This is a genomic window from Micromonospora sp. NPDC007271, assembly GCF_040634005.1.
Lineage (GTDB): Bacteria > Actinomycetota > Actinomycetes > Mycobacteriales > Micromonosporaceae > Micromonospora.
In genome coordinates this window covers 1-21286 of sequence record NZ_JBEYER010000113.1, presented here as the reverse complement: position 1 = coordinate 21286, position 21286 = coordinate 1, and the positions used below count along the sequence as shown (strand labels likewise).

Genomic DNA, 21286 nt, shown 5'->3' with positions numbered 1-21286 from the left:
CCATGTTCTCCGTGTTGATCCGGAAGTAGGCCTGCAACGGGATCTCCACGTGCACCGGCCCCGCCCGGGGCCGGACCGGCCAGCCCGCGCCTCCCAGCTCGGTGTGCATGGACCTGATTCCACTGCTCAGCGCGGCGGTCATCGCCGGGACCGCGACGCTTGATATCGAGCCATGTCGATTTATAGGCTGGCCTGGTCCCGCTCTACCCGTTCTCTCAGGGAGTGTGAGCAATGCGTCCACCCAAGGTGTCCCGGATCCTCGCCACCCTCGCCGCGGCGGCGCTGACAGCGCTCGGCGCCGTCACCGTCGACTCCGCTCCGGCCTCCGCCGCCATTCGCAACGTCTGCTACAACACCAGCCAGGCCGGGCCGTTCGCCGGGTACGCCAACCAGGCCGCCACCATCTGGAACAACGCCACGAACAACATCAACATGGCCCAGTGCGGCTCGAACCTGATGATCTACTACACCTACGGCGGCGGCTCGTACGCCGTCCGCAACAGCCTCGGCAACGGCTACGTGGTCATCGACTACTACCAGGCGCAGCAGTACTCCCCCTTGCGGATCATGACCCATGAGATCGGGCACATCCTCGGCCTGGCCGACAACTACAACGGCAACTGCGCCATCCTGATGTCCGGCGGCAGCGCCGGCACCAGCTGCACCAACCCGTACCCGAGCGCCGGCGAAGCCGCCACGGTCGACTCGTACTTCCGCTCCGCCCTGCGGAGCGCGACGACGGCCCAGGTCTTCACCGACAGCTGGCCGGCCCCCGCCACTGCGGGCGCCCTGCGCTGACTGCACCGGCCGGGGTCGGCCGACCGGCCCCGGCCCCGCCCCCGCCGTGAGAGGGTGAGCGCGTGGGGCTCGACAAGGAGATCGCGGCGCAGCTTGCCGAGGCGCGCCTGACGGAATGGCGGCGCCTCGGCTACGGCGAGTGGCGCGCGATGCTCGACGACAGGGAGACGCGCCCGGCCGTCGGTGCGGACGGCAAGCGGTACAACGTGGTCAGCTACGCCATTGACGACGGTGCGGGCCGGATTCGCCTGTGCGTCGCCGTGGACCACGGCGGCTGGTCGGCGTTGGTACCGCTGGTCCGCGACGAGATCACGGGTCCGAACGGCACGTCCGTCGCGTGACCCCCTCGTCGCGAAGGAGCGATCATGTCCGCACCGCCCCCGGTCGATGGCCCATCGGGCACCAGGCGTTGCCTACTCCGGCAGGGCCACGGCGTGCCGGCCCGGCCATCCGTCCCAACCGGGCGAAAGCCCGGAAACATCAGCAGGTGAGGGCTTGCCCTCGTTAGTCTTCACCTCTGGGTGGCCGGCCGGTCGCCAGGCGCGTCCGACGGACGATCAGGAGACCGAGCGTGGCACGGCGGCATGACGGTCAACGAGCGGCGACTCTGCCGGTCGGTCCGTCATGACCGCCCTGTCCGGCGACGAGCCGGTCGGTCAGCTGGAACTGGTGCATGCCTTCACCGGGCCGATGCCGACCGGTGTGACCGTCTCCCACACCGGCCGGATCTTCGTCAACTTTCCCAAGTGGGGCGATGACGTGCGCGCCACGGTGGTCGAGCTGCGCGAGGGCCACGAGGTGCCGTTTCCCGACCCGGCGTGGAACAGCGCGTCGGGCAACGACGACGCGGGCGCGTTCGTGTCGGTGCAGAACATCGTGGTCGACCCGGCCGACCGCCTGTGGGTCGTGGACGCCGCCAGCCCGATGTTCCAGCCGACGCAGCCGGGCGGGCCGAAGCTGGTTCGCATCGACCTGGACGGCAACGACGTCGGCCAGGTGATCGTCTTCCCCACGGACGTGGCACTGCCGTCGACGTACCTCAACGACGTACGGTTCGACCTGCGCCGCGGTGCCGCCGGAATCGCCTACCTCACCGACTCGTCGGACTCCGGTCCGAACGGGATCATCGTGGTGGACCTGGCCACCGGCGCGTCCTGGCGGCGGCTGCACGACCATCCCAGCACCAGGGCCGAGCCCTTACCGAGCTACCGGCCGGTCGTGGAGGGCCGGCCGTTCCGGCAACGGCCGGCGGACGGGCCGCCGAGGCCGGTGGCGATGGGCTCGGACGGGATCGCCATCTCCGCGGACGGCGCCCGGCTCTACTACTGCCCACTCGCCTCCCGCCGCTGGTACAGCGTCGCCACCGACGCGTTGGCCGACCCCACCGTCGGGGAGGCGGACGTGGCCGCCACGGTGGTGGACGAGGGCGACAAGGGCGGCGGCTCCGACGGCCTGGAGAGCGACGACGCGGGGCGGTTCTACCTCACCTCCTACGAGCACAACGCCGTGCTGCGCCGCACGCCGGACGGCGAATTCGAGACGCTGGTGCACGATCCCCGGCTGCTGTGGCCCGACACCCTGTTCATCGCCACCGACGGACACCTCTACCTCATCGCGAACCAGCTGCACAGGCAGCCCGCGTACCAGCGCGGCCAGGATCTCCGGCACCGGCCGTACGCGCTCTTCCGCACCCGCATCGACGCCGGCCCGGTGCTGCTCCGCCCCTGACACCGCGGGCCGAAAGTCGCTTGCCTCACCCAGGTGGCCTCGGCGAGGGTGGACGCATGACGTTCTGACGGACAACTTCCGTGCCCTGATGCCCGCGGCGCCGGCCTGTGCCGTGATGCCGTCCGCGGCCCGCCGCGCCCGCCGGTGAAGCGGGCGAGCCCATTCCCTCAGCGAGAAGTGAGCGTCTTTGTCCCAGCAGCACGTCCGGCGGGAGTCCCTGCCGCAGTCCAGCCCGGCCACCCTCACCGTCTTCGCCTCCCCCACGAGCTGGATCGAGTCCGAGGCCCTCGCGCAGTGCCACCAGGTGGCCGCCCTCGACGGCATGGTCCACGTCGCCGCCATGCCGGACCTGCACCCCGGCAAGGGCGCCCCCATCGGGGCCGCCATGGCGTCGACCGTCCTCTACCCGTTCCTGGTGGGCTCGGACATCGGGTGCGGCATCGCCGTGTTCCCGATCAAGCTCAAGCGCGCCGTACCGGAGAAGCTCGCCGCCCGGTTCCCCGACCTCGACCGCCCCCTGGACCCTGAGCGGGACGCCGACGATCCGGCGTGGGCCGTCGTGGCGGGCGAGGTGCCCGCCGGTCACCTCGACGGACTCGGCACGGTCGGCCGGGGCAACCACTTCGTCGAGCTGTCCCGGATCGGGACCATCCTCGATCCCGGCCACGCGAGCCGGCTCGGGCTCGACACCGGCGACCTGGTGCTCATCGTCCACAGCGGCTCCCGAGGGCTGGGTGAGCGCATCCTGCGGGCGCACACCGAGGTCCACGGTGCCGGCCCGGCCCCCGATGCCGCCGCCTACCTGGCGATGCACGACGCCGCCGTACGCTGGGGTTCGCTCAACCGGCGGCTGCTGGCCGCGCGGGTCGCCCACGCCCTCGGGGGCCGGTCCACCGAACCGATCGTCGACCAGTGCCACAACCTGGTCGAGATCCGCGACGGTGCCTACCTGCACCGCAAGGGCGCGGCGCCGGGCGACGGCCGTGACGTGCTCGTCGCCGGCACGCGCGGCACCCCGTCCTACCTGGTGGCCGCCCACGCCGGCCCGGAGGCCAACCACTCCGTCGCGCACGGCGCGGGCCGCAAGATGTCCCGCGCCGACGCCCTGCGACGGGGCCGGGCCAAGCACACCGTCGAGGAACTGCGCCGCACCCCGGTGGGGTCGCTGGTGGTGTGCGGCGACCGCCAGTTGCTCTTCGAGGAGGCACCGACGGCGTACAAACGGATCGAGCAGGTGATCGACGACCTCGTCCACCACGGCCTGGCCACGCCCGTGGCCACCACGGTCCCCCTGGTCACCTACAAGACGCCGGACGTCGGGCCCGCGCCCCGGGCGGACCGCCGGAAGCGAGGCCGACGATGAGCCTCCACCTGTTCATGTCCGCCGGGCGCGGCCCCCGCGAGTGCGCCTGGGCGCTGGCCCGGCTGCTGCGCCGGCTGGAAGCCGACGCCGCCCGGCGCGGTCTGGCGACCCGCCGGGTCCAGATCGTGCCCGGGGACCGGCCCGACGCCTACCGATCGGTCCTGCTGCACCTCTCCGGGGCGGGCGCCGAGGCGTTCGCCGCCTCGTGGACCGGCACCCTGTGCTGGCAGGCCCCCAGCCCGTACCGGGCGGGCACCGGCCGGAAGAACTGGTACGTCATCGCCCGACCGTGCCCGGTCGACGCACCGGCCACGACGTTCGCGGAAGCGGATGTCGACACCGTCGCCTGCCGTGCCGGCGGCCCCGGCGGCCAGCACCGGAACAAGGCCAGCACGGCGGTACGGGCGATCCACCGTCCCTCGGGCATCGTCGTCGTGGTCGACACCGAGCGGCAGTTCAGTCTCAACCGCCGCATCGCCATGCGACTGCTCCGGCAGCGCATCGAGGACGGCGACGAGGCGGCGCGGCGTGCCGTCACCACCGCCCGTTGGCACATCCACGACGAGATCGTCCGAGGCGACCCCGTCCGGGTCGAGCGGCCGGATCCGTCGGGACGGGGCGTGGTGCCGCAGCGGGCCCGCCGGCGACGAACCACCGGCCGCGTTCGGTCGGCGGACTGACCGCAGACAGCGGGGGCGCGGTCGCGGGCACCGCTGTCGCTTCCCGGTGCAGGGACTGTCCGGCCGGCATAATGCCAGTTAGCCGCCCGGCGAAGCGGAAGGATGGCCGATGAGGTTGGGCCTGCACTACTGGAACTTCTCCACCCCGGCCCGCCCGGCGGAGCTGGCCCCGACGCTGGCGGAAACCGCCCGGATCGCGGAGCAGGCCGGGGTTGCCGCGTTCACGGTCATGGACCACTACTTCCAGATGGAGTTCACGACGTCGGCCGAGGAGCCGATGCTCGAGGCATACACGACGCTGGGCTACGTGGCCGCGAAGACCGAACGGATGACGCTGGGGGTCCTCGTCACCGGGGTGATGTACCGCTATCCGGGCCTCCTCGCCAAGATTGTCACCACTCTCGACGTGCTCTCCGGCGGGCGGGCCCGGCTCGGTATCGGCGCGTCGTGGTACGACCGTGAGCAGCGCGGCCTCGGCGTGCCGGTCGTCCCGGTCGGCGAACGCTTCGAGCGGCTCGAGGAGACGTTGCGGATCTGCCGACAGATGTGGAGCGGCGACAACGGCCGGTTCGACGGCCGCCACTACCAACTCGCCGAGACGCTGAACGTGCCGCCGCCGATCAGCCGACCGCACCCCCCGATCATGATCGGTGGCGGCGGCGAACGGAAGACCCTGCGGCTGGTGGCCCGCTACGCCGACGCATGCAACCTGTTCGGCAACAGCCCGGCCGAGGTCGCGCACAAGCTCGACGTCCTGCGGGGGCACTGCGCGGCCGAAGGCCGCGACTACGACAGCATCGAGAAGACCGTGCTCGTCATGCGGCCACCCCTGGCCGACGTCGACGCGTACGTGGCCGAGGTGGCCGAGTACGCGGCGCTCGGCGTGGCCGAGGTGCAGACGATGCCCGACCGCCACCCGGTCGACTTCGCGCAGCAGCTCGTCGAGCAGCAGGTCGTGGCGCGGCTGGCCGAACTCGCCTGATCGGGCGTCAACAGGCGCCGGCGCCGGTCTCCCAGTTCAGCTTGCCGCTGCCGAACGGCACCACCCCGGGCTTGAGCGTCTGCGGGATGCTCCAGTTGCCGGCCACCACGTACCAGGAGTCACCGCACTTGCCGGGGAAGACAAGCCGCATGGTCCAGGTCGGCGCGGACCGGTCGAGGTAGTGCACTTCGGAGCGGTACAGCTTCGCGCCGCCGTCCGGGGTGCGACTGTAGGTGGCCCAGAAGACCCGGATCCGCTCGCCCGGGCAGAGCTGGTTGGTCGACTCGCCGTCGGTCCGGGCCGCGACCTTCGCCACCCCGTAGGTGACGACCTGGACCACGTCCACCACGCCGGCCGGGGTGCAGCTCGGTTTGGGGGTCCTGGTGGCCGTGGGTGGTCGCCGGGTGGGTGCCGCGGTCGACCGGGCCGGCGCGGGCCGCCGGATCGGGGTGGCCGTGCGGGAGGCCGTGGGTCCGGCCACCGGGGTCGCCGTGGGGCTCGTCGCCTGGGTGGGGATCGGGGCAGCGCTCGGGGAGCCGCCGCCGGCGGTGGTTGGTAACGAGGTCGGCACGGCGGCGGGCCGGGCCGCCGGGTGCTCCGGATCGGGCCCGGTCGCGATGATCGCGACGAGCGGCACCACGAGCGCCGCGGCAAGCCCGGCCGCCGGTAGCAGCCAGCGCCGCCGGGGCCGGCCGGCCTCGGGTACGTCGGTGGGGTGCTGCGGCTCGGACATGCGGGCTCCGGAAGGGGTGGGGCGAGAATCGCCAGGGTGCGTGGATCCTACTGGCGGGCCGGCCGTCACTGCCGGGGGCCCGGCCTCGGCTGTCCGTCCCTGCGGTCGATCCGTAGTTCCCGCTCCAGTTCGGTCACCAGCGTGCGCAGATCGTCCAGCCGCTGGCTGATCATGATCCGGTCGACGTGGTCCGGCACGCCGTCACGGTCCTCGTCGACCGCCATCCGCTCGGTCATCTCCAGCCGGCGGGCCTCCTCCATGGAGTTGACGATCACCGCGATCAGGATGTTCAGCAGCAGGTTGGCGGTGATGAGCACGTAGCTGACGTAGTAGACGAGGGTCCACGGTGACAGCGCCATGCCCTGCTCGATCAGGTCCGGCAGCGTCTCCAGGGAGAGCAGCACGAACAGGGTCAGCACGGCTCTGCCGATGGTGCCGTAGTCTTCGGGATACGATTCCGCGAAGATGAGCCACCCGGCCATGCCGTACACGTACAGGGTCACCAGGGCGAGGGCGAGGAATCCGCCGACGCCGGGAAGGCTGCGCAGCAGGGCCACCACGATGGTGCGCAGCCCGGGTGAGAAGCGCACCAGGCGCAGCACCCGGGCGATGCGGATCACCCGCAGGGCGGGCGACTCGCCGTGCAGGCCGGGGACGAACGCCGCGGCGATCACGACGAAGTCGAAGACGTTCCACCCCTGCCGGAAGAAGTCCTGCGGCCGACGGCCGTATGCCAGCACCCGAATCGCGATCTCGATGACGAACACCGTACGGAAGAACCACTCCAGCACCCGCAGCAGCGTCCCGAGCGACCCGGGGTGCGGGTAGGTCTCGACGCCGAGCACCAGCGCGTTCGCGCCGATCATGACGACGATCGCCACCTCGAACCCGCGTGAATCCATGATGCCGAAACACCGTCGGGCCAGGCGCGCCCGCCGGGACGCAGACCCGGCTGGGACGATTCGCTGGCGCGGCACCGGCCGCCCGCTCACCTTTCCATCCTCGCCGCAGCCGTACCGGTGGTGACCGCGCCGGAGGCGGTCGTCGTGACGGACCACGGGCGCTTGTTGGACGCGGACAGCGCCTCGGAAGCGGTCAGCGAGCGACGTGCCACGGCATCGACGGGCGGGTGCGGCGGGTTGATCACCCGGCCAGCCTACGGGTGCGCGGACCCGCACGACTCGCCCCGCTACGGCTCGATCAGACCGGCGCGGATGGTCGACGTCGACCGACACCGAACCGGGCAGGAGGACCGCGTGAGAATCGAACCACCGGTTGCCGGGCATCGGCGTCCGCTACGCCGCGGCCACCGTCGGCCGTCAGCGTCCCGGCGTCATCTGCCACGTCACCGGCCGCCGCGACCTCGTCCTCCACCCCGGCGACACCGTCGTCGCCGTGGGCGGCCAGGAGGCCATCGACGCGCTGGCCGACATCCTCACCCCCGAACACCACCACCCGTCCAGGCGCCGCCAGGCAACCACCCCGACGCCGCCCCGATCGAGGGTGGTGGCGCTGACCCCGAATCAGAGGTCCCGCACGTGGAGCAGGGAACGCAGCTTCAGCCTCCGGCGCAACTGGTGGCTGCCCAACGCGTCGACCACCGTGGCGGCCCCCAACCATGTCGCGTGTGCGCCCTCGGTGAGGGCGAGGACGCCGAGCGCCTGGCCGCCGGTGTCGATCCAGTCGTCGACGAGGACGACCCGGTCGCTCGGGTCCAGCAGGGTCCTGCGGAAGCCGAGCCGGAGATGCCGGTCCCGGTAGTCCGGCGGCGTGGTGCGGTGCAACCATGCGTCGCTGTCGCAGCTCGGTGTCCGGTCCTTGCGCACCTCGACGAAGCCGACGCCCAACGCCAGCGCGACCAGCGGCCCCAGCAGGGACCCCCGGGATTCGACGCCCAGCACGACGGTTGGCCGTTCTGCCTCGACCAGGCCGGCGAGAGCCGGCCCCAGGTCCCGCAGCAGGTCGGGCGCCCGCCACCACCCCGTCGCGTCGGCGTACGCATGGTCGTCGGGCCGATCGCCACGCCACGTGAACGCCTTGCGCAGGCGTTCGCGCACATCGTCCCGCAGGTCCACCTGGGCGATGGTAACCGCACGCGGCCGCCGATCGGTCGACCGCCACTGACTGGTCGGACAGTCATCGTGCCAGGTGGACGACTCCTTCCTTGCCGTACGACTCGCCGGATCCCGGGCCGGCGCTGGTTCCGCCCGTCGGCCGACCTGCGTCCCGTACGGGTCCTCGCCCTCGCCGCGCAGCAGCGGCACGTCGTACCCCGACAGATCCGGCCGCGGCACTGGTGGCGGGCGGTATTCGCTACGTGCTCCATTCGCCCCAGTCCCACGAGCTGCGGTGCCCGGCATTCGTCACCTGCTGTATCCGCCCGGCCTGGCTCATCATCTCCTGGTGACCCTTCTCGAGACGGTTGTGGCTGGCGAGGCCACGCTTGGCACCCCGGCGACCCGATCAGCGGCAGGTTCATTCGTGCGGTCCCAGCAGCTGCCCGGCACCCTGTGCAGGGGCTGCGTGCGGCGCCCCGGTGTGCCAGAGTGACCCGGTGAGCGTCGCGAGTCGCGCTGCGGAGGCGTGGAACGAGGAGTACAGGCGCGGTCGTTACACCGATGAACCGCCTGTTGATTTCGTTGACGACATCCTGCTGGTTGCCCGGCGCGAGGGCATTTCCACGGGCCTCTACATCGGGTGCGGCAACGGCAGGAATCTGCTACCGCTCAGCGACGGTGGCCTGGATCTTCTCGGCCTTGACGTGTCGGATGAAGCCATCCACCAGCTGGCGCAGGCGCGCCCGGACCGAGCAGCCCGTCTGGTCCATGGCGATCTCGAAGCGTTGCCCCCCGGGCGTCGGTGGCCGCTTGTCGTCGGGATCCAGGTGTTTCAACACGGCGACCGGCGTGCGGCGCATGAACATGTTCGTGCAGCCCAGGAGCGGGTTGAGCCCGGTGGGCTGCTGTGTGTGCGGGTCAATGCGGTGGGAACTGACGTGTGGCCGGCGCATGAAGTCGTCGAGCGCACTCCGGACGGTAGCTTCTCCGTCCGCTACACAGCTGGCCCGAAGAACGGAATGACAATCCACTTTTTCAGCTCGGCGGAACTGGGCACCATGTTCACGGGATGGGATGCCCTGCTTGCGCTGCGGACGCACCGGACCGAACGAACCCCGCCCGGCGTTGGCCAGTGGACCCAATGGGAAGCCATCTGGCGCCGGCCGCGACATTGAGTCTGCAAGAGCCGTCGGCCGCGGAGCCCAGAGTCGCGGCTCTCGCGTGCTTGTTCCCGCGTTGAGTGCGACGCGGACGTGGAACGGCTCGGCTCGCAGGTTGCCCAGAGCCTCGTGTTCCATCCGCTCGGCGGTGCCGGTGTGCAGGCAGCGTGCGGCATCGTGTGCGGCGTGGGGCCACCTCGGGCAGAGATCCGCGACAACGGATGCACCGAGCGGGGATCCGGCGCGTCAGCCGGTGAGCAGCAGACGCAGGCCGGTGAGGGTGGCCAGCAGCGGTTCCGCGGGCATCGTGACAGAGCGTCCCGTCAACGCGGCCAGGCGCGCGGCGGCTCCCGGAGACGCCGCGCCGCCACCGGTGATCAGGAGCCGCCGCCGGGCGCTGACGCCGCGGACGTTCATGCCCCGCACGCATCGGGCGATCGCCGGGATCTGGTCGACCGGATCTTCCCCTTCGACCCGCTCGGCGGCGGCGACACTCCGGTCGACGATGCGGGCCACCTCTGTCCGGCCGTATCCCAGATCCACGGCGACCAGATCGTCGTGCCCCGGGTCGGGTCGGCACGCCAAGGCGGCGGCCAGTGGCTCCTCGACTGCGACGACACGTTCGCCGATGGCTCGACGGACCGCGGCGACCAGCACGTTCTTCTGCCGTAGCGTCGCGGTCGCGGGCACCCCGACGAGCACCGGACAAGCGCTGCCGTACGGCTGCCCGAGGTCGGCCAGCAGCTTCCGTAACAGGTGTACGCAGGCGTGGAAGTCCCGCACCACCCCGTCCCGCATGGGCCGGATCAGTGTGCCGTCGTCGGCCGCCGCGTCCAGCGCGGCGCGACCCACGGCGCACCGGCCGTCGGGACGTCGGGCGAGGACGGCGGGTTCACTGATCACCGTGCCCGTCGCGGGCGTCCACATCCGGACCGTCGAGGTGCCCAGGTCCAGGGCGAGGCACTGCCGCACGCCGGGACGGGCGTACGCACCGACCGCCAGCATGCTCACCGCCTCCGCGAGGACCGGGACCGGGTGCGGGGTGTCCGCCGCGACGGTGAGCAGATCCCACCACTGGGCGCGACGGGACCGGGTTGATGACGAGACATCGGCATGGTGCTCCCAGGCCAGGGGCAGTGCCGGGTACGGCACCGCGGAGCGGACGGGTTCAGGCGGCGATCGCCGAACGAGGCGGAGCCCGATCCGCCGACCACTCCGGCACACAGCCGGGAACCGCACGCCTGCTCAACCGGAACACGATGCACAGCCCGATCGCCCGGGCGGTGGCCCACACCACGAGCAGCACGGCCAGCAGGGCCAGCACCGGCAGCGGGCACCGCTCGCCGAGGCGGCGGATGCGGTGCCCGTCATGCATGCGGGACACCATAGCCCGCACATCGAACACCGGCTACGACTCGTCGAACTGAGAAGGGACCGCGAGGCGCCTGCCGGCCCCGCGCCAGCCGGATCCACGGTGCAGCCGCTCCGCCGTCGCCTCGTCCAGCGCGGTCTGGCCGCCCTCGTATGCCGGGGCGGAAACGGGGTATGCCGCGAGGTCCGGCGGGCGGCGAGAGCCGCCGAGGCGGCGGGCATGGTCATGAGGAGCGGCGCGGATGAGGGGCTTTCCCGCACGTACGCCGTGCGCCGGAGGGCGCGCGCGGCGCGGTCGCGGCCACCGCACCGCCACGACGTCCGACCGGCACCGGCCCCTGACGCGGCTGACCGTGGCCAGCCTGGCGGCACACGTGGTCTTCGAACTGGGCGCGGGCGTCGGCATGCCCCTCGCCTCCCTCGTCGGCCCGTACGCCGCCACGGGTTTCTGGACGCTCGTCACCGGCGGCGTCTGGGGTGCGACCAGTCGCGATGCCTCCGCCGACAAGGTGTTGGCCACGGCGAACGGCTTCGGCCTCGCGGCCGTATCGGCTCATCTGCTGGGATGGCCGACTCGTCGTACCCGAGCAGGGCTGCCCTGGTTGGAGGACTGCGAGGGGCTGGGGCCCGAACTGATGCCCTTCTACAACCCGATCCTCTACTGCTCCGGGGTGGCGGGCCTGCTGGCCATCGCCAGGGAGAACCGTCGCGCCCCCTGGTACGTGCCGACGGCCATGCTCGGCCTCGTGCCGGCACTCATCGCCTTCCAGCACTGGGAGCACCGCCGGCTGCTCGGGCAGGCACAGACCCGCCCGGCATGGTGGAACCGGCGGCTGCGTCGCCTGACCCCCGCATCCTGAGGTGACGCTCGCAGTGCCGTGCTCGCCGGCCTGAGCCCTCGGATCGCCGGTTGACCCTTGCCGAGTCAAGGGGTTGACATCCGACGATCTATATTGTTAGCTCAGGGCAACTGCACTGCGATTGCAGAAGGCCTCCCGGCTCGGGGAGGCGCTGAGTTGGCAACGAACCTCGAATCACTCTGACTCCCACCCGACACCATTTGCCATGGCAATGGCGTGCTGTCATCCACCAGCCCTGAGCTGGGGACAACCTCCCAGATAAGCCGCTTCTCCGTCCGCCCGTCTGCGCCGGTTAATCGTCCGGCGAGATTCCTGGCGACCATTTTGCGCGCCATTTTCCCAACTCGGTGATCCGATGGCCCGTGCTGTTTGTCAGCCATGTCGAGAGGGAGCTGCCATGTGCGAAACCGACCACCTTTCATCCTCCGGCTACAACCGGCGAGACCTGCTGCAGATGCTCGGTGTCGCCGGCGCGGGTCTGGCGGTGGCGCCCGCCCTGGCAGCCGATCCCGCGATGGCCGCCGCCTCGGACCTCGCGCTCGATCCGAAGACGGTGCCCACGGACTTCGCCAACTACGAGCCGCCGACCAATCTGGCGGTCGACTCGCAGGCCAAGGACGCGGCGATCTCGTGGATCGACCGCGAGGCCGACGGCATCATCGGTCTCAACGACCGGATCTGGGAGTTCGCCGAGCCGTCGCTCGCGGAGTGGAACTCCTCGTGGGCCGAGGCCCAATACCTGCGGGCCAACGGCTTCACGATCGAGTGGGGAGCTGGTGGCATGCCCACCGCCTTCGTCGCCACGTTCAGTCGCGGCACCGGCAAGCCGGTGATCGGCTTCAGCGGCGAGTACGACGCGCTGCCGGGGCTGTCGCAGGAGAAGGGCAATCCGGAGCACTCTCCCCTGGTCTACCACCACGACCCGTACGCGCCGACGTACGGGTTCGGGCACGGGTGCGGGCACAACGCCCTCGGGGCGGCGGCGGCCGGTGCGGCTGCGGCGACAGCCGCGGCCATGCGGGCCCGCAACCTCGACGGCACGATCAGGTTCTTCGGGTCCACCGCGGAGGAGCAACTGGTCGGCAAGTCCGTGGCGGTGAAGGCGGGGGTCTACAAGGGCCTGGACGCGTTCGTCGACTGGCACCCGAGCACCAGCAACAGCACCGGTTGGGGCTCGAGCAACGCGATGTACAGCATCGCCTTCCACTTCCTGGGCACCGACGGCCACGGCGGTTCGCCCTTGGGGACGAGGTCGACCCAGGACGCCGTCAGCGCGATGTCGATGCTGACCGAGTTCCTTCGGGAGAGCGACGCGGCGCACACCGCCCGGATGCACCACGCGATCCGGCAGACCGGCCAGGCACCGAACGTCTTCCCCACCCTGTCGAGCATCTGGTACTACGCCCGCGAGGGCAGCCCGGCCCGCGCCAAGGTCCTGATGGACAAGATCATCAAGTGCGCGGAAGCCGCCGCCATGGCCACCAACACCAGGCTGGAGCACCGCATCATGGGCGGTGTCTGGAACGTGCTCGGCAACAAGCGCGGCGCCGAACTGATGCACGCCAACATGACGCAGATCGGCGCCCCGTCGTTCTCGGAGGCGGACCAGAAGTTCGGTAAGGCGTTGCAGAAGTCGAACGGGTCCGCGCAGACCGGCTTCTCCGACAAGATCAGCACCCTCCAGCCCCCGGCGCCGGTCTTCATGGGCGGCGGCTCCACCGACGTCGCCGACATCAGCTGGCAGGTGCCCACCATCTCGATGGGCAGCGCCCACCAGCCGAGCGGTACCAAGAACCACTCCTGGCACCACACGGCCACCGGCGCCGCGCACGCCGGGCACGTGGCGATGCTGGTCGCCGCCAAGTACCTCGCGGCCACCACCATCGACCTGCTCACCCAGCCGCAGATCGTGGCGGAGATGAAGGACGAGTTCGCCCGTCGCACCGAAAAGCTCAAGTGGACGAGCATGCTCCCCGACGACTACCAGCTGCCGCTGTACGAACCGCCTGCGTGGTTCCTGCGGCGTACCCGGCAGTCGTGGCCTCCGAAGGGTGTCCAGTGGCCGCCCCGCCGGATCGTCTCGACCGAGACCGCGCCGGACCTCGGCCCGGCGCTGCCGCCGTCGAACCTGCCGCCGCTGGAGTAGCCACCGTCGGGACCTCGACGCGAACGCGCGTGGCGAGTCGCGCCCGCAGCGACCGGGCACCGTCGTCGACGGACCAGCGGCGAAATACCTGCCGGCCCCGCCCCCGAGCCCGGGGACGGGGCCGGCCTCACCCTGAGTGGCCGGCGACGGCCCGGGGAGCGGACGGACCCCGCCGGCCTCGAACACTGTCAGGACCGTGGACACACGGGGTAGGCATCCTAGGAGGATAGTCTTCTAGGGAGGAGTCGGTCGGGCCGACGGAGCGACGGCAGCCGCCCGCTGGTTGACCAGCGGAGACCGGGCTCTCGGCCGGTGTGGGGGAAGTCGGCTCGACCGATCTCCGGCGGGTACCCTCGGGGACTGCTGCCGCCGCACCAGCGCCGATGTCGTCACCGATCGGCTCCGGCCGACGCCGGTCGACCACGCCGTCAGCACGCATCGTCCGCCGGACCTGGAGAAGCCACCGGGTGAGCCCCCAGATCACGTTGTTGTTCGTGCTCGCCGCCGTCGCGGTCATCGTTCTCGTGCGCTGGGTGGCGTCGCGGACAGGCCTGCCGGCGGCGGCGCTCCTGCCGCTCATCGGCATCGCGTACGCGCTGCTCCCCGGGCCCAACATCAGCCTTGACCCGAACATCGTCCTGACGGTCGTGCTGCCGCCGCTGCTCTACAGCGCAGCGCTGGACTCCTCACTGCTCGGCATCCGGCGGAACCTGCGCATCGTGGTCAGTCTCTCCGTGGTGCTGGTGCTGCTCACCGCCCTGCTGGTGGGAGTCGGCTTCCACCTGTTCGTCGCCGGGGCGACGCTGGCCGCCGGGATCGCGATCGGCGCCGCGATCGCGCCACCCGACCCGGTGGCCGCGCTGGCGGTGGGCCGCCGGGTCAACCTGCCGCCGAAGCTGGTCACGATCATCCAGGGCGAGGGGCTGCTGAACGATGCCACCGCGCTGACCATCCTCAAGGTCGCCGTCGCCGCCGCCGTGGGCGGCGGCTTCTCGTTCCCGTCCGCTGTCGGCCAGTTCGTGCTGGCAGCGGTGGGCGGGGTCGCGGTGGGCGCGGTCGTCGCGTGGGCCGTACGGCTGGCTCGACCGCTCACCGCGGATCCGTTGCTCTCCAACGCCATCTCGCTGGCGACGCCGTTCGTGGCCTACCTGTTGGGCGAGGAACTGCACGTCTCCGGCGTGCTCGCCGTGGTGATCGCCGGGTTGATCGTCGGCCACCACACGCCGCGGCTCGCCTCCGGCGCGACCCGGCTGCAGACCAGCGCGGTGTGGCGGCTGGTCGACTTCCTCCTGGAAGGCTTCGTCTTCCTGCTGATTGGCCAGCAGTTTCCCACCGTCGTCCGGGGCCTGCACCAGTACGACACCTCCACCGTCGTCATCGCGGTCGCCGTATCGGTTGGCGTGGTGCTGCTCCTGCGCCCCGCGTGGCTGGTGCTGACCCAGCTGCTCCCCCGATCGCTGCACACCCAGCTGGGCGGCACCTCCGACGAGGACGACACCGACGAGCCCAGCGAGGCCGGACAGGCCGCGCGGACGGACCGCCTCGCCCGGCGGCTCACCGGCCGCGAAGTGGTGGCGCTGAGCTGGTCCGGAACCCGCGGCGTCATCAGCCTGGCCGCGATCTTCACCCTGCCCCTGACCACCGACCGGGACGCGCCCTTTCCCGACCGCAACCTCCTGCTGTTCTGCACGTTCGTGGTCGTTCTCGTGACCCTCGTCGGGCAGGGCCTGACGTTCGCGCCGCTCGTGCGGGCGCTGGGCCTCCGCGCCGACGAGACCGACCAGGCCCGGGTCCGCAACGAGGCCCGGTCCGCGGCCGTCGAGGCCGCCCTGGCCCGCCTCGACGAGGTCGCCGCCGACGAGCCGGGCCACGCCGGGGCCGTCGACACCATTCGCAGGCAGTTGTTGACCCGCCTGGCCCGCTACCGCGTCCGGCTCGACCTGCTGCAGAGCGCCGAGTCGGCCGAGGTGCCCACCTCACCCGAGTACGAGGCGGCACTGCGCATCCGGCGGGCCGCGATCGAGGCCCAACGCGAGGAACTGCTGCGCTGGCGCGACGCCGGCCGGCTGCCCGACGAAGGGCTCCGCGTCCTGGAGCGCGAACTCGACCACGAGGAACTGCTCCTCCCGAAGCGTCGGCCCCGCTGACCGACTGCATCTCCTCCCCAGGGAGGAGCCGGCACTCCGACCGCCGGCCGCGACCGGGGCTTCCGGTCGGGCGCACCCGGGGGACGCGTTCACCAGCATCTACAGGTATGACAACCACCCTGCGCCGGGCGGCACACTGGCACCGCCCCATGATGGTCTTCGTCTCGGCGATGGCGGTACTCGCCGCCATCGCCGCGGTCGGCATCCTCGCCGACTCGCGCGTCCTCACCGGCGTGCCGATCTGGCTCAAGCCGTTCAAGTTCGCCGTGTCCCTCGCGCTGTACGGCATCACCCTCGCCTGGATGCTCTCGCTGCTGCCCCGGCGTAGCCGGATCGCGGAGTGGGCGGTCACGGTCGTCGTCGCGATGTCGGTGGTGGAGATGGTGGTGATCGTCGGGCAGGTGCTGCGCGGCACGACCAGCCACTTCAACGCCACCACGCCGCTGAACGCGGCCCTGTTCCAGCTGATGGGTACGGCGATCATGGTGCTGTTCGCCGCGCACCTCGTCCTCGGGATCGTGGTGCTGCGTCAGCCGATCGCCGACCGGGTCGGCAGGTACGCGGTCGGGCTGGGGCTCGGCCTGACGCTGCTCGGCATGTTGGCGGCGGTACCGATGGTGCTGCCCAGCCAGGACCCGGGCATCGAGGGGATCGCCGGGGCACACAGTGTCGGTGTGCCCGACGGCGGACCCGGGCTGCCGCTGGTCGGTTGGAGCACCACCGGCGGGGACCTGCGGATCGGGCACTTCGTGGGACTGCACGCGTTGCAGGCGCTGCCGATCCTGGCGATCCTGCTGAACCGGTTCCTCGGGGGGCGGCTGGACGAGCCCGCCCGGGTGCGGCTGCTGGTGGTCGCGGGCGGCGCGTACGGCGTACTCACGATGCTGCTCACCTGGCAGGCGCTGCGCGGACAGCCGCTGCTGCGGCCGGACGCCCTCACGCTGGCCGCCGGGGTCGCCCTGCTGGTCGCGGCTGGGGCCGCCGCCGGCCTGGTCCTGGCCCGCCAGCGCCGACCCGAACTGGCGCCGGCCGCATGACCGCCGCCCTGTTCACCCTGACGTTCGCGGTGGCCGCGCCCTTCTGGGCGCTGATGATCCTGCTGCCGCGCTGGGTCTGGACGGCCCGGATAGTCCAGTCGCCCCTGATCGTGCTGCCGACCCTGGTGATCTACGCGATCCTGATCATCCCGGCCCTCGGCGACGCGCTGCCGGTCGTGCTGTCGCCGGCCCTGGACGGCGTACGCGAACTGCTCGGGACCGCGACCGGTGCGGCGGCGGCCTGGGCGCACATGGTCGCGTTCGATCTGTTCGTGGGCCGGTGGGCGTGGCTCGACAGCCGGGACCGGGGCGTGCCGGCGCTGGCCATGGCCCCGGTACTCGTCCTGATGATCCTGCTCGGGCCGCTCGGCCTGGCCGCCTACCTCACAATCCGGACCCGGTCGGCGCGGCCCACGGTCGCTCGTGCCCCCGAACCACAGCACCTAGGCTGATCGACATGGGGTGGGTGCAACGGCTGTTCGACGAGCGTGACAAGTTGGCACGGATGGTGCTGCTCGACCTCAGCGGCATCGGCTACCTGGTCGTCGGCACCCAGGCTGGACGGACGCCGACCGCCACCCAGTGGGTCCTCGCGGTGGTCGCCTTCGCCGTCGCGCTGCTGTTGCACCGCCGGCCCGTGGTGAACCTGGTGGGGCAGGCCGCCCTGCTGGCGGTCGCGCTCCACACCATCCACGACACCACGATCAACCAGGTCGGTGCCAGCTGGGCGTTGCTCGAGGTCGCCATGTGCGCGAGCCGGCCACGGACCATCTGGCTGGCCGCCGGACTGCTGGCCGCCGTCGACCTGACCAATTCGATCGGCGACCCGATCAACCGGGTCCTCTCCGGCGTCTTCGGGCTGATCGTGGAGGTCGGCGTGCCGCTGCTGCTCGGCCTGGTCATCCGGACCAGCCGGCAACTCGCCCGGCAGGCCGAGGAGCGGGCGGCGGAGGAACAACGCCGGCGAGCCTCGGAGAGCCGCGCCGCGCGGGCCGACGAACGCAGCGCGATCGCCCGCGAACTGCACGACGTGGTTGCCCATCACGTGGCGTCGATGGTGCTGCGGGTCGGCGTGGCCCGACACGTGCTGACGGACCTGGATCCGCGGGTGAGCGAGGTGTTCGACGACGTGCACGGCACCGGCAGCGCGGCCCTGGCCGATCTACGGCGACTGGTCGCGGTCCTGCGCGACCCGGAGGGGACCCAGGGTGACGCGGCGCTGACCGCGATCGACCCGGCCGCGCTTCCGGCGGCCCTCGGCGCGGCGGTCGACCGGGCCCGCCGGGCCGGCGTCGCGGTGGAGGCCGACATCGACCCCTCGGTCGGTACGCTCGACGCGGTACGCGGCCTGGCGGTGTTGCGGCTGACCCAGGAGGCGCTGACCAACGTGGCCAAGCATGCCGGCACATCCGCGCTGGCGCGCCTGACCGTCTCCGTGGTCGACGGGGCAGTTCACTGGGAGGTCACGGACAACGGGCGCGGATGGGTGCCGGCGGTGATGCCGTCCGGCGGCGGCCACGGCATCACCGGCATGCGGGAGCGTGTCGAAGTGCTCGGCGGCCGACTCGAGGCGGGCCCGACCGGCTCGGGTTGGCGCGTCGCCACCATCCTCCCGGCGGCGGTTCCCGCGTCCCGTGCCACGCCGACCCCGCCGCCCGTCCCGCCCGCCGGGGTGCCGTCCTCGCCCGGGCCCTGCGACGGCGACGCCCCGGCCGAGCCCTTCGCGCCGGAGCCGGCATGATCCGCGTTCTGCTGGTGGACGACCAGCACCTCATCCGCGCGGGGCTGCGCATGCTCTGCGACGCCCAGCCGGACATCGAGGTCGTCGGCGAGGCCGACAACGGCCGCGAGGCCATCACCCTCGCCGGGCGGCTCCTGCCCGACGTCGTCGTGATGGACCTACGCATGCCCGGCATCGACGGGATCACCGCGACCAGCCGGATTCTCGCCGAGCGCCCCGCCACCCGGGTCCTGGTGCTGACCACGTTCGGTGACGACGACCACCTCTATCCGGCCCTGACCGCGGGAGCGTGCGGGTTCCTGCTCAAGGACGCGCCCCCTGCCGACCTGCTCGACGGCATCCGCCGGGCCGCGGCGGGCGACAGCCCGTTCAGCCAGGAGGTGCTGCAGCGCCTGGTCCAGCGCGCGGTGCACGCCCGCGCCGAGACACCGCGACCGGCCGAGGGACTGACCGCCCGCGAGCAGGACGTGCTGCAGCTGGTCGCCGAGGGCCTGTCCAACACGGAGATCGCCGACCGGCTCCACATCGGCGTCACCACGGTCAAGACCCACATCACCAGCCTGATGGCCAAGACCGGCAGCCCCAACCGGGTACGCCTCGCGCTGTTCGCCCGTGGCGTGTGACCAGGGCGACGTGGGTGGCGCCGCCTGCGCCGGCGGCGCCACCCCGGGCGTGCGGGACTGTTACCCGGCCCAGCCGTAACTGCCCTGCCGCTCGGCGGGGATGCCGTCACGTGGCTCATCCTTCAAGATCCACGCGGGATTCGAAAAGCCGATCACGTCGCCGTCAGCGTTCCTGATCTCCACGCGGAGGTAGCAGCTGGTCCGGGTGGGGATCACCAGGTGCGCGGCCTCCTCCTGCCGGTCGACCTCGATCTGGCGCGTGGTGGTGGCGGGACCGGGGTCCGCCAGGCCGGCGAAGTCGACCTCGCCGGTGACGAGGTACACCGTCGCGCCGTCGGGAAGATCCGTGACCGTGATCGTCACCGGCGCCTGGGCGGCCGGGGTCACCAGCACACCCCCCATCGGAACGGTGCCGCGGACCAGGAGGTCCAGCTGTCCACGCCAGTACTGGGGATCCCAGAACCAGGCACGCCCGCCACGCAGGGCCACGAACAGGTCCCGCTCGTCGGTGGAGTCGGCCCAGACCGAGGTGATCCAGCGCTGTTTCTGCTGGACCCAGTCCTGACCGCCGTGGTCGTCGCTGACACCGGTGGCGGTCACGAACACCGCGTTGCGCGCCGCCGCGTCATAGGCGAACACGGACTCCGCGAAGTCTTCCTTGCTGCCCACTTCGATCATGTCGGCGCCCAGCGCGTTCGTCTCGATGAGCAGACGGGCGAGGTCCGGTCCCGACGGGGCGTCCTCGAGCGGATGGTTGAAGGCCACGAGGCCGTTGTTCGCGTGCACGAAGTCGACCATCGCGACGGCGGCCTCGACCTTGGTGATCTTGGTCGGCGGCGCGTCGCCGTAGTCGGGAAGGGTGCAGTTCCCGCCGAACGCGTTCAGGTGACGCACCAGGGATATCTCGGTTCCGTGGAACTGTCGGACCGCCGGGTAGCGGCGGGAGTACTCGCGCATCATCTCGTCCTGCAACACCACCGATTCGTCTCCGTCGCGGCGGGAACGCAGGAACCGCAGCCGGTCGACCACGCCCGAGGCGAGGGCCCCGTTACGCGATCGAACGCCGACGCGCAGCCGGTGGATGCCGCTGTCGGCGGCGACGATGTCCGGCCACAGGGCCGCGACGTCCGACTCCAGGTCGAGGCGGAGCCGCTGCCACGTACCCGAGGCGACCTGCAGGCCGACGACGCCGAGCAGGCCGTCGTTCTCGGTCCACCGCCCGGCTGTCCGGCCGATGCGGTATTCGAGGGTGTATCGACCCGCCCGCCTGCCCTCGGTGGCCGGGCGGTAGGACGAGAGCACCCGGACCACCAGTTCGGCGTCCGGCCCGAGGTTCTCGGCGAGCACGTCCAACTCCAGGACGGTTGCGGCCAAGCTGGTGGTGTAGGTGCTGTTCCACGCGACGCCCTCGTATAGCAACGCCCCCCACGCGGACGCCGGAGTCCGTGCCTGAAGCCGCAGCGCCTTGCCGGGCTCGTCCGGCGAATGCGGCTCGTCGACGAACGTGCCCAGGGCAAGGTCGGGCTTTCCTTCGACGATCTTGTTCCACGTCCACGACCGTCCGTTCTCCGGCTCGCTGAGGCCCTCGAAACGGACGGCCTGGCGGTAGCCGTGCGCCTGCATGCGGAAGTCGTGATCCGTCCACCAGATGACGTCCACGCCGAGGTCGGTCGCCTGCCGGAGGTGGGCGTCCATGCTCGCCGTTCCCTCGCTGAAGGCGGAATGGATGTGCATCGCCATGCTCACGGCGCGTCTGCCCAGCGGAGCAGCGCCGGCGGCGCGCTGCGCCGCGGCGGCGGGGACCGCAGGGTCATTGCGTTCTGGGGTAACTGCTGGTCACGGCGGTGATCAGGTCGTGTG

General features: G+C 71.6%; 22 protein-coding genes. 14 read left to right on the top strand and 8 right to left on the bottom strand.

All coding sequences use genetic code 11. The features are described from left to right. The first annotated feature begins 231 nt into the window (after positions 1-231). The 6 genes from ABZ570_RS29145 (at position 232) to ABZ570_RS29120 (ending at position 5551) form a co-directional block, all read left to right on the top strand. On the top strand, positions 232-798 hold the full coding sequence (locus ABZ570_RS29145) for a snapalysin family zinc-dependent metalloprotease (RefSeq protein WP_358070548.1): 567 nt from the start codon (positions 232-234) through the stop codon (positions 796-798). A 62-nt stretch (positions 799-860) separates the two neighbouring features. Then, complete coding sequence (locus tag ABZ570_RS29140; RefSeq protein ID WP_358070546.1) at positions 861-1139, top strand: hypothetical protein; 279 nt, start codon at positions 861-863, stop codon at positions 1137-1139. Positions 1140-1422: 283 nt separating this feature from the next. Beyond that, positions 1423-2526 (top strand): L-dopachrome tautomerase-related protein, encoded by a 1104-nt coding sequence (locus ABZ570_RS29135; RefSeq protein WP_358070544.1) that lies wholly within the window; start codon positions 1423-1425, stop codon positions 2524-2526. Between the two features lie 187 nt (positions 2527-2713). Next, a complete protein-coding gene (locus ABZ570_RS29130) occupies positions 2714-3889 on the top strand; it encodes an RNA ligase RtcB family protein (RefSeq protein WP_358070542.1) in 1176 nt (391 codons plus the stop codon). Further along, positions 3886-4569 (top strand): peptide chain release factor H, encoded by a 684-nt coding sequence (gene prfH / locus ABZ570_RS29125; RefSeq protein ID WP_358070540.1) that lies wholly within the window; start codon positions 3886-3888, stop codon positions 4567-4569. Before ABZ570_RS29130 ends, prfH begins: the two co-directional genes overlap by 4 nt. 109 nt (positions 4570-4678) lie before the next feature. Further along, positions 4679-5551, top strand: coding sequence for an LLM class F420-dependent oxidoreductase (locus ABZ570_RS29120; protein ID WP_358070537.1), 873 nt, complete (start codon positions 4679-4681; stop codon positions 5549-5551). 7 nt (positions 5552-5558) lie between these two features. On the opposite strand, the gene ABZ570_RS29115 is transcribed toward ABZ570_RS29120, so the two are convergent. From ABZ570_RS29115 to ABZ570_RS29095, 5 genes are all read right to left on the bottom strand, one after another. Next, positions 5559-6284, bottom strand: coding sequence for a hypothetical protein (locus tag ABZ570_RS29115; protein WP_358070534.1), 726 nt, complete (start codon positions 6282-6284; stop codon positions 5559-5561). A gap of 65 nt (positions 6285-6349) precedes the next feature. Next, positions 6350-7186, bottom strand: coding sequence for an ion transporter (locus ABZ570_RS29110; protein ID WP_358070531.1), 837 nt, complete (start codon positions 7184-7186; stop codon positions 6350-6352). A gap of 86 nt (positions 7187-7272) precedes the next feature. Continuing rightward, positions 7273-7431, bottom strand: coding sequence for a hypothetical protein (locus ABZ570_RS29105; RefSeq protein WP_358070528.1), 159 nt, complete (start codon positions 7429-7431; stop codon positions 7273-7275). A 53-nt stretch (positions 7432-7484) separates the two neighbouring features. Next, positions 7485-7739, bottom strand: a complete 255-nt coding sequence (locus ABZ570_RS29100; protein WP_358070525.1) for a hypothetical protein — start codon at positions 7737-7739, stop codon at positions 7485-7487. Positions 7740-7807: 68 nt separating this feature from the next. Then, a complete protein-coding gene (locus ABZ570_RS29095; RefSeq protein ID WP_358070522.1) occupies positions 7808-8359 on the bottom strand; it encodes a phosphoribosyltransferase family protein in 552 nt (183 codons plus the stop codon). Between the two features lie 479 nt (positions 8360-8838). Here ABZ570_RS29095 and ABZ570_RS29090 point away from each other — a divergent pair, with 479 nt between their 5' ends. Continuing rightward, positions 8839-9516 (top strand): class I SAM-dependent methyltransferase, encoded by a 678-nt coding sequence (locus ABZ570_RS29090; RefSeq protein WP_358070519.1) that lies wholly within the window; start codon positions 8839-8841, stop codon positions 9514-9516. 231 nt (positions 9517-9747) lie between these two features. Here the strand turns inward: ABZ570_RS29090 and ABZ570_RS29085 are convergent, their stop codons facing one another. Next, positions 9748-10653, bottom strand: coding sequence for a rod shape-determining protein (locus ABZ570_RS29085; protein ID WP_358070516.1), 906 nt, complete (start codon positions 10651-10653; stop codon positions 9748-9750). 16 nt (positions 10654-10669) lie between these two features. Beyond that, positions 10670-10876 carry a hypothetical protein gene (locus ABZ570_RS29080; protein WP_358070513.1) on the bottom strand — a complete coding sequence of 69 codons (207 nt, stop codon included), beginning with the start codon at positions 10874-10876 and terminating at the stop codon, positions 10670-10672. Positions 10877-11114: 238 nt separating this feature from the next. Between ABZ570_RS29080 and ABZ570_RS29075 the strand changes: the two genes are divergently transcribed. From ABZ570_RS29075 to ABZ570_RS29045, 7 genes are all read left to right on the top strand, one after another. After that, complete coding sequence (locus ABZ570_RS29075) at positions 11115-11732, top strand: hypothetical protein (RefSeq protein WP_358070510.1); 618 nt, start codon at positions 11115-11117, stop codon at positions 11730-11732. Positions 11733-12129: 397 nt separating this feature from the next. Then, positions 12130-13878, top strand: coding sequence for an amidohydrolase (locus ABZ570_RS29070; protein ID WP_358070507.1), 1749 nt, complete (start codon positions 12130-12132; stop codon positions 13876-13878). Positions 13879-14345: 467 nt separating this feature from the next. Then, entirely contained in the window at positions 14346-16025 is a 1680-nt protein-coding gene (locus tag ABZ570_RS29065) for a Na+/H+ antiporter (protein WP_358070505.1), read from the top strand. Positions 16026-16132: 107 nt separating this feature from the next. After that, entirely contained in the window at positions 16133-17062 is a 930-nt protein-coding gene (locus ABZ570_RS29060; RefSeq protein ID WP_358070502.1) for a hypothetical protein, read from the top strand. Further along, positions 17059-17514, top strand: coding sequence for an ABA4-like family protein (locus ABZ570_RS29055; protein ID WP_358070499.1), 456 nt, complete (start codon positions 17059-17061; stop codon positions 17512-17514). Before ABZ570_RS29060 ends, ABZ570_RS29055 begins: the two co-directional genes overlap by 4 nt. Positions 17515-17519: 5 nt before the next feature. Further along, entirely contained in the window at positions 17520-18803 is a 1284-nt protein-coding gene (locus tag ABZ570_RS29050; RefSeq protein WP_358070496.1) for a histidine kinase, read from the top strand. After that, positions 18800-19426: a response regulator transcription factor gene (locus ABZ570_RS29045; protein WP_358070493.1), complete on the top strand. Its 627-nt coding sequence runs from the start codon at positions 18800-18802 to the stop codon at positions 19424-19426. The genes ABZ570_RS29050 and ABZ570_RS29045 overlap by 4 nt, the downstream gene beginning before the upstream one ends. Positions 19427-19486: 60 nt before the next feature. Here ABZ570_RS29045 and ABZ570_RS29040 read toward each other — a convergent pair whose 3' ends face one another. Further along, the gene (locus tag ABZ570_RS29040) at positions 19487-21121 is read right to left on the bottom strand and encodes a hypothetical protein (protein ID WP_358070490.1); all 1635 of its coding nucleotides are present in this window, start codon (positions 21119-21121) and stop codon (positions 19487-19489) included. Between the last annotated feature and the right edge of the window lie 165 nt (positions 21122-21286).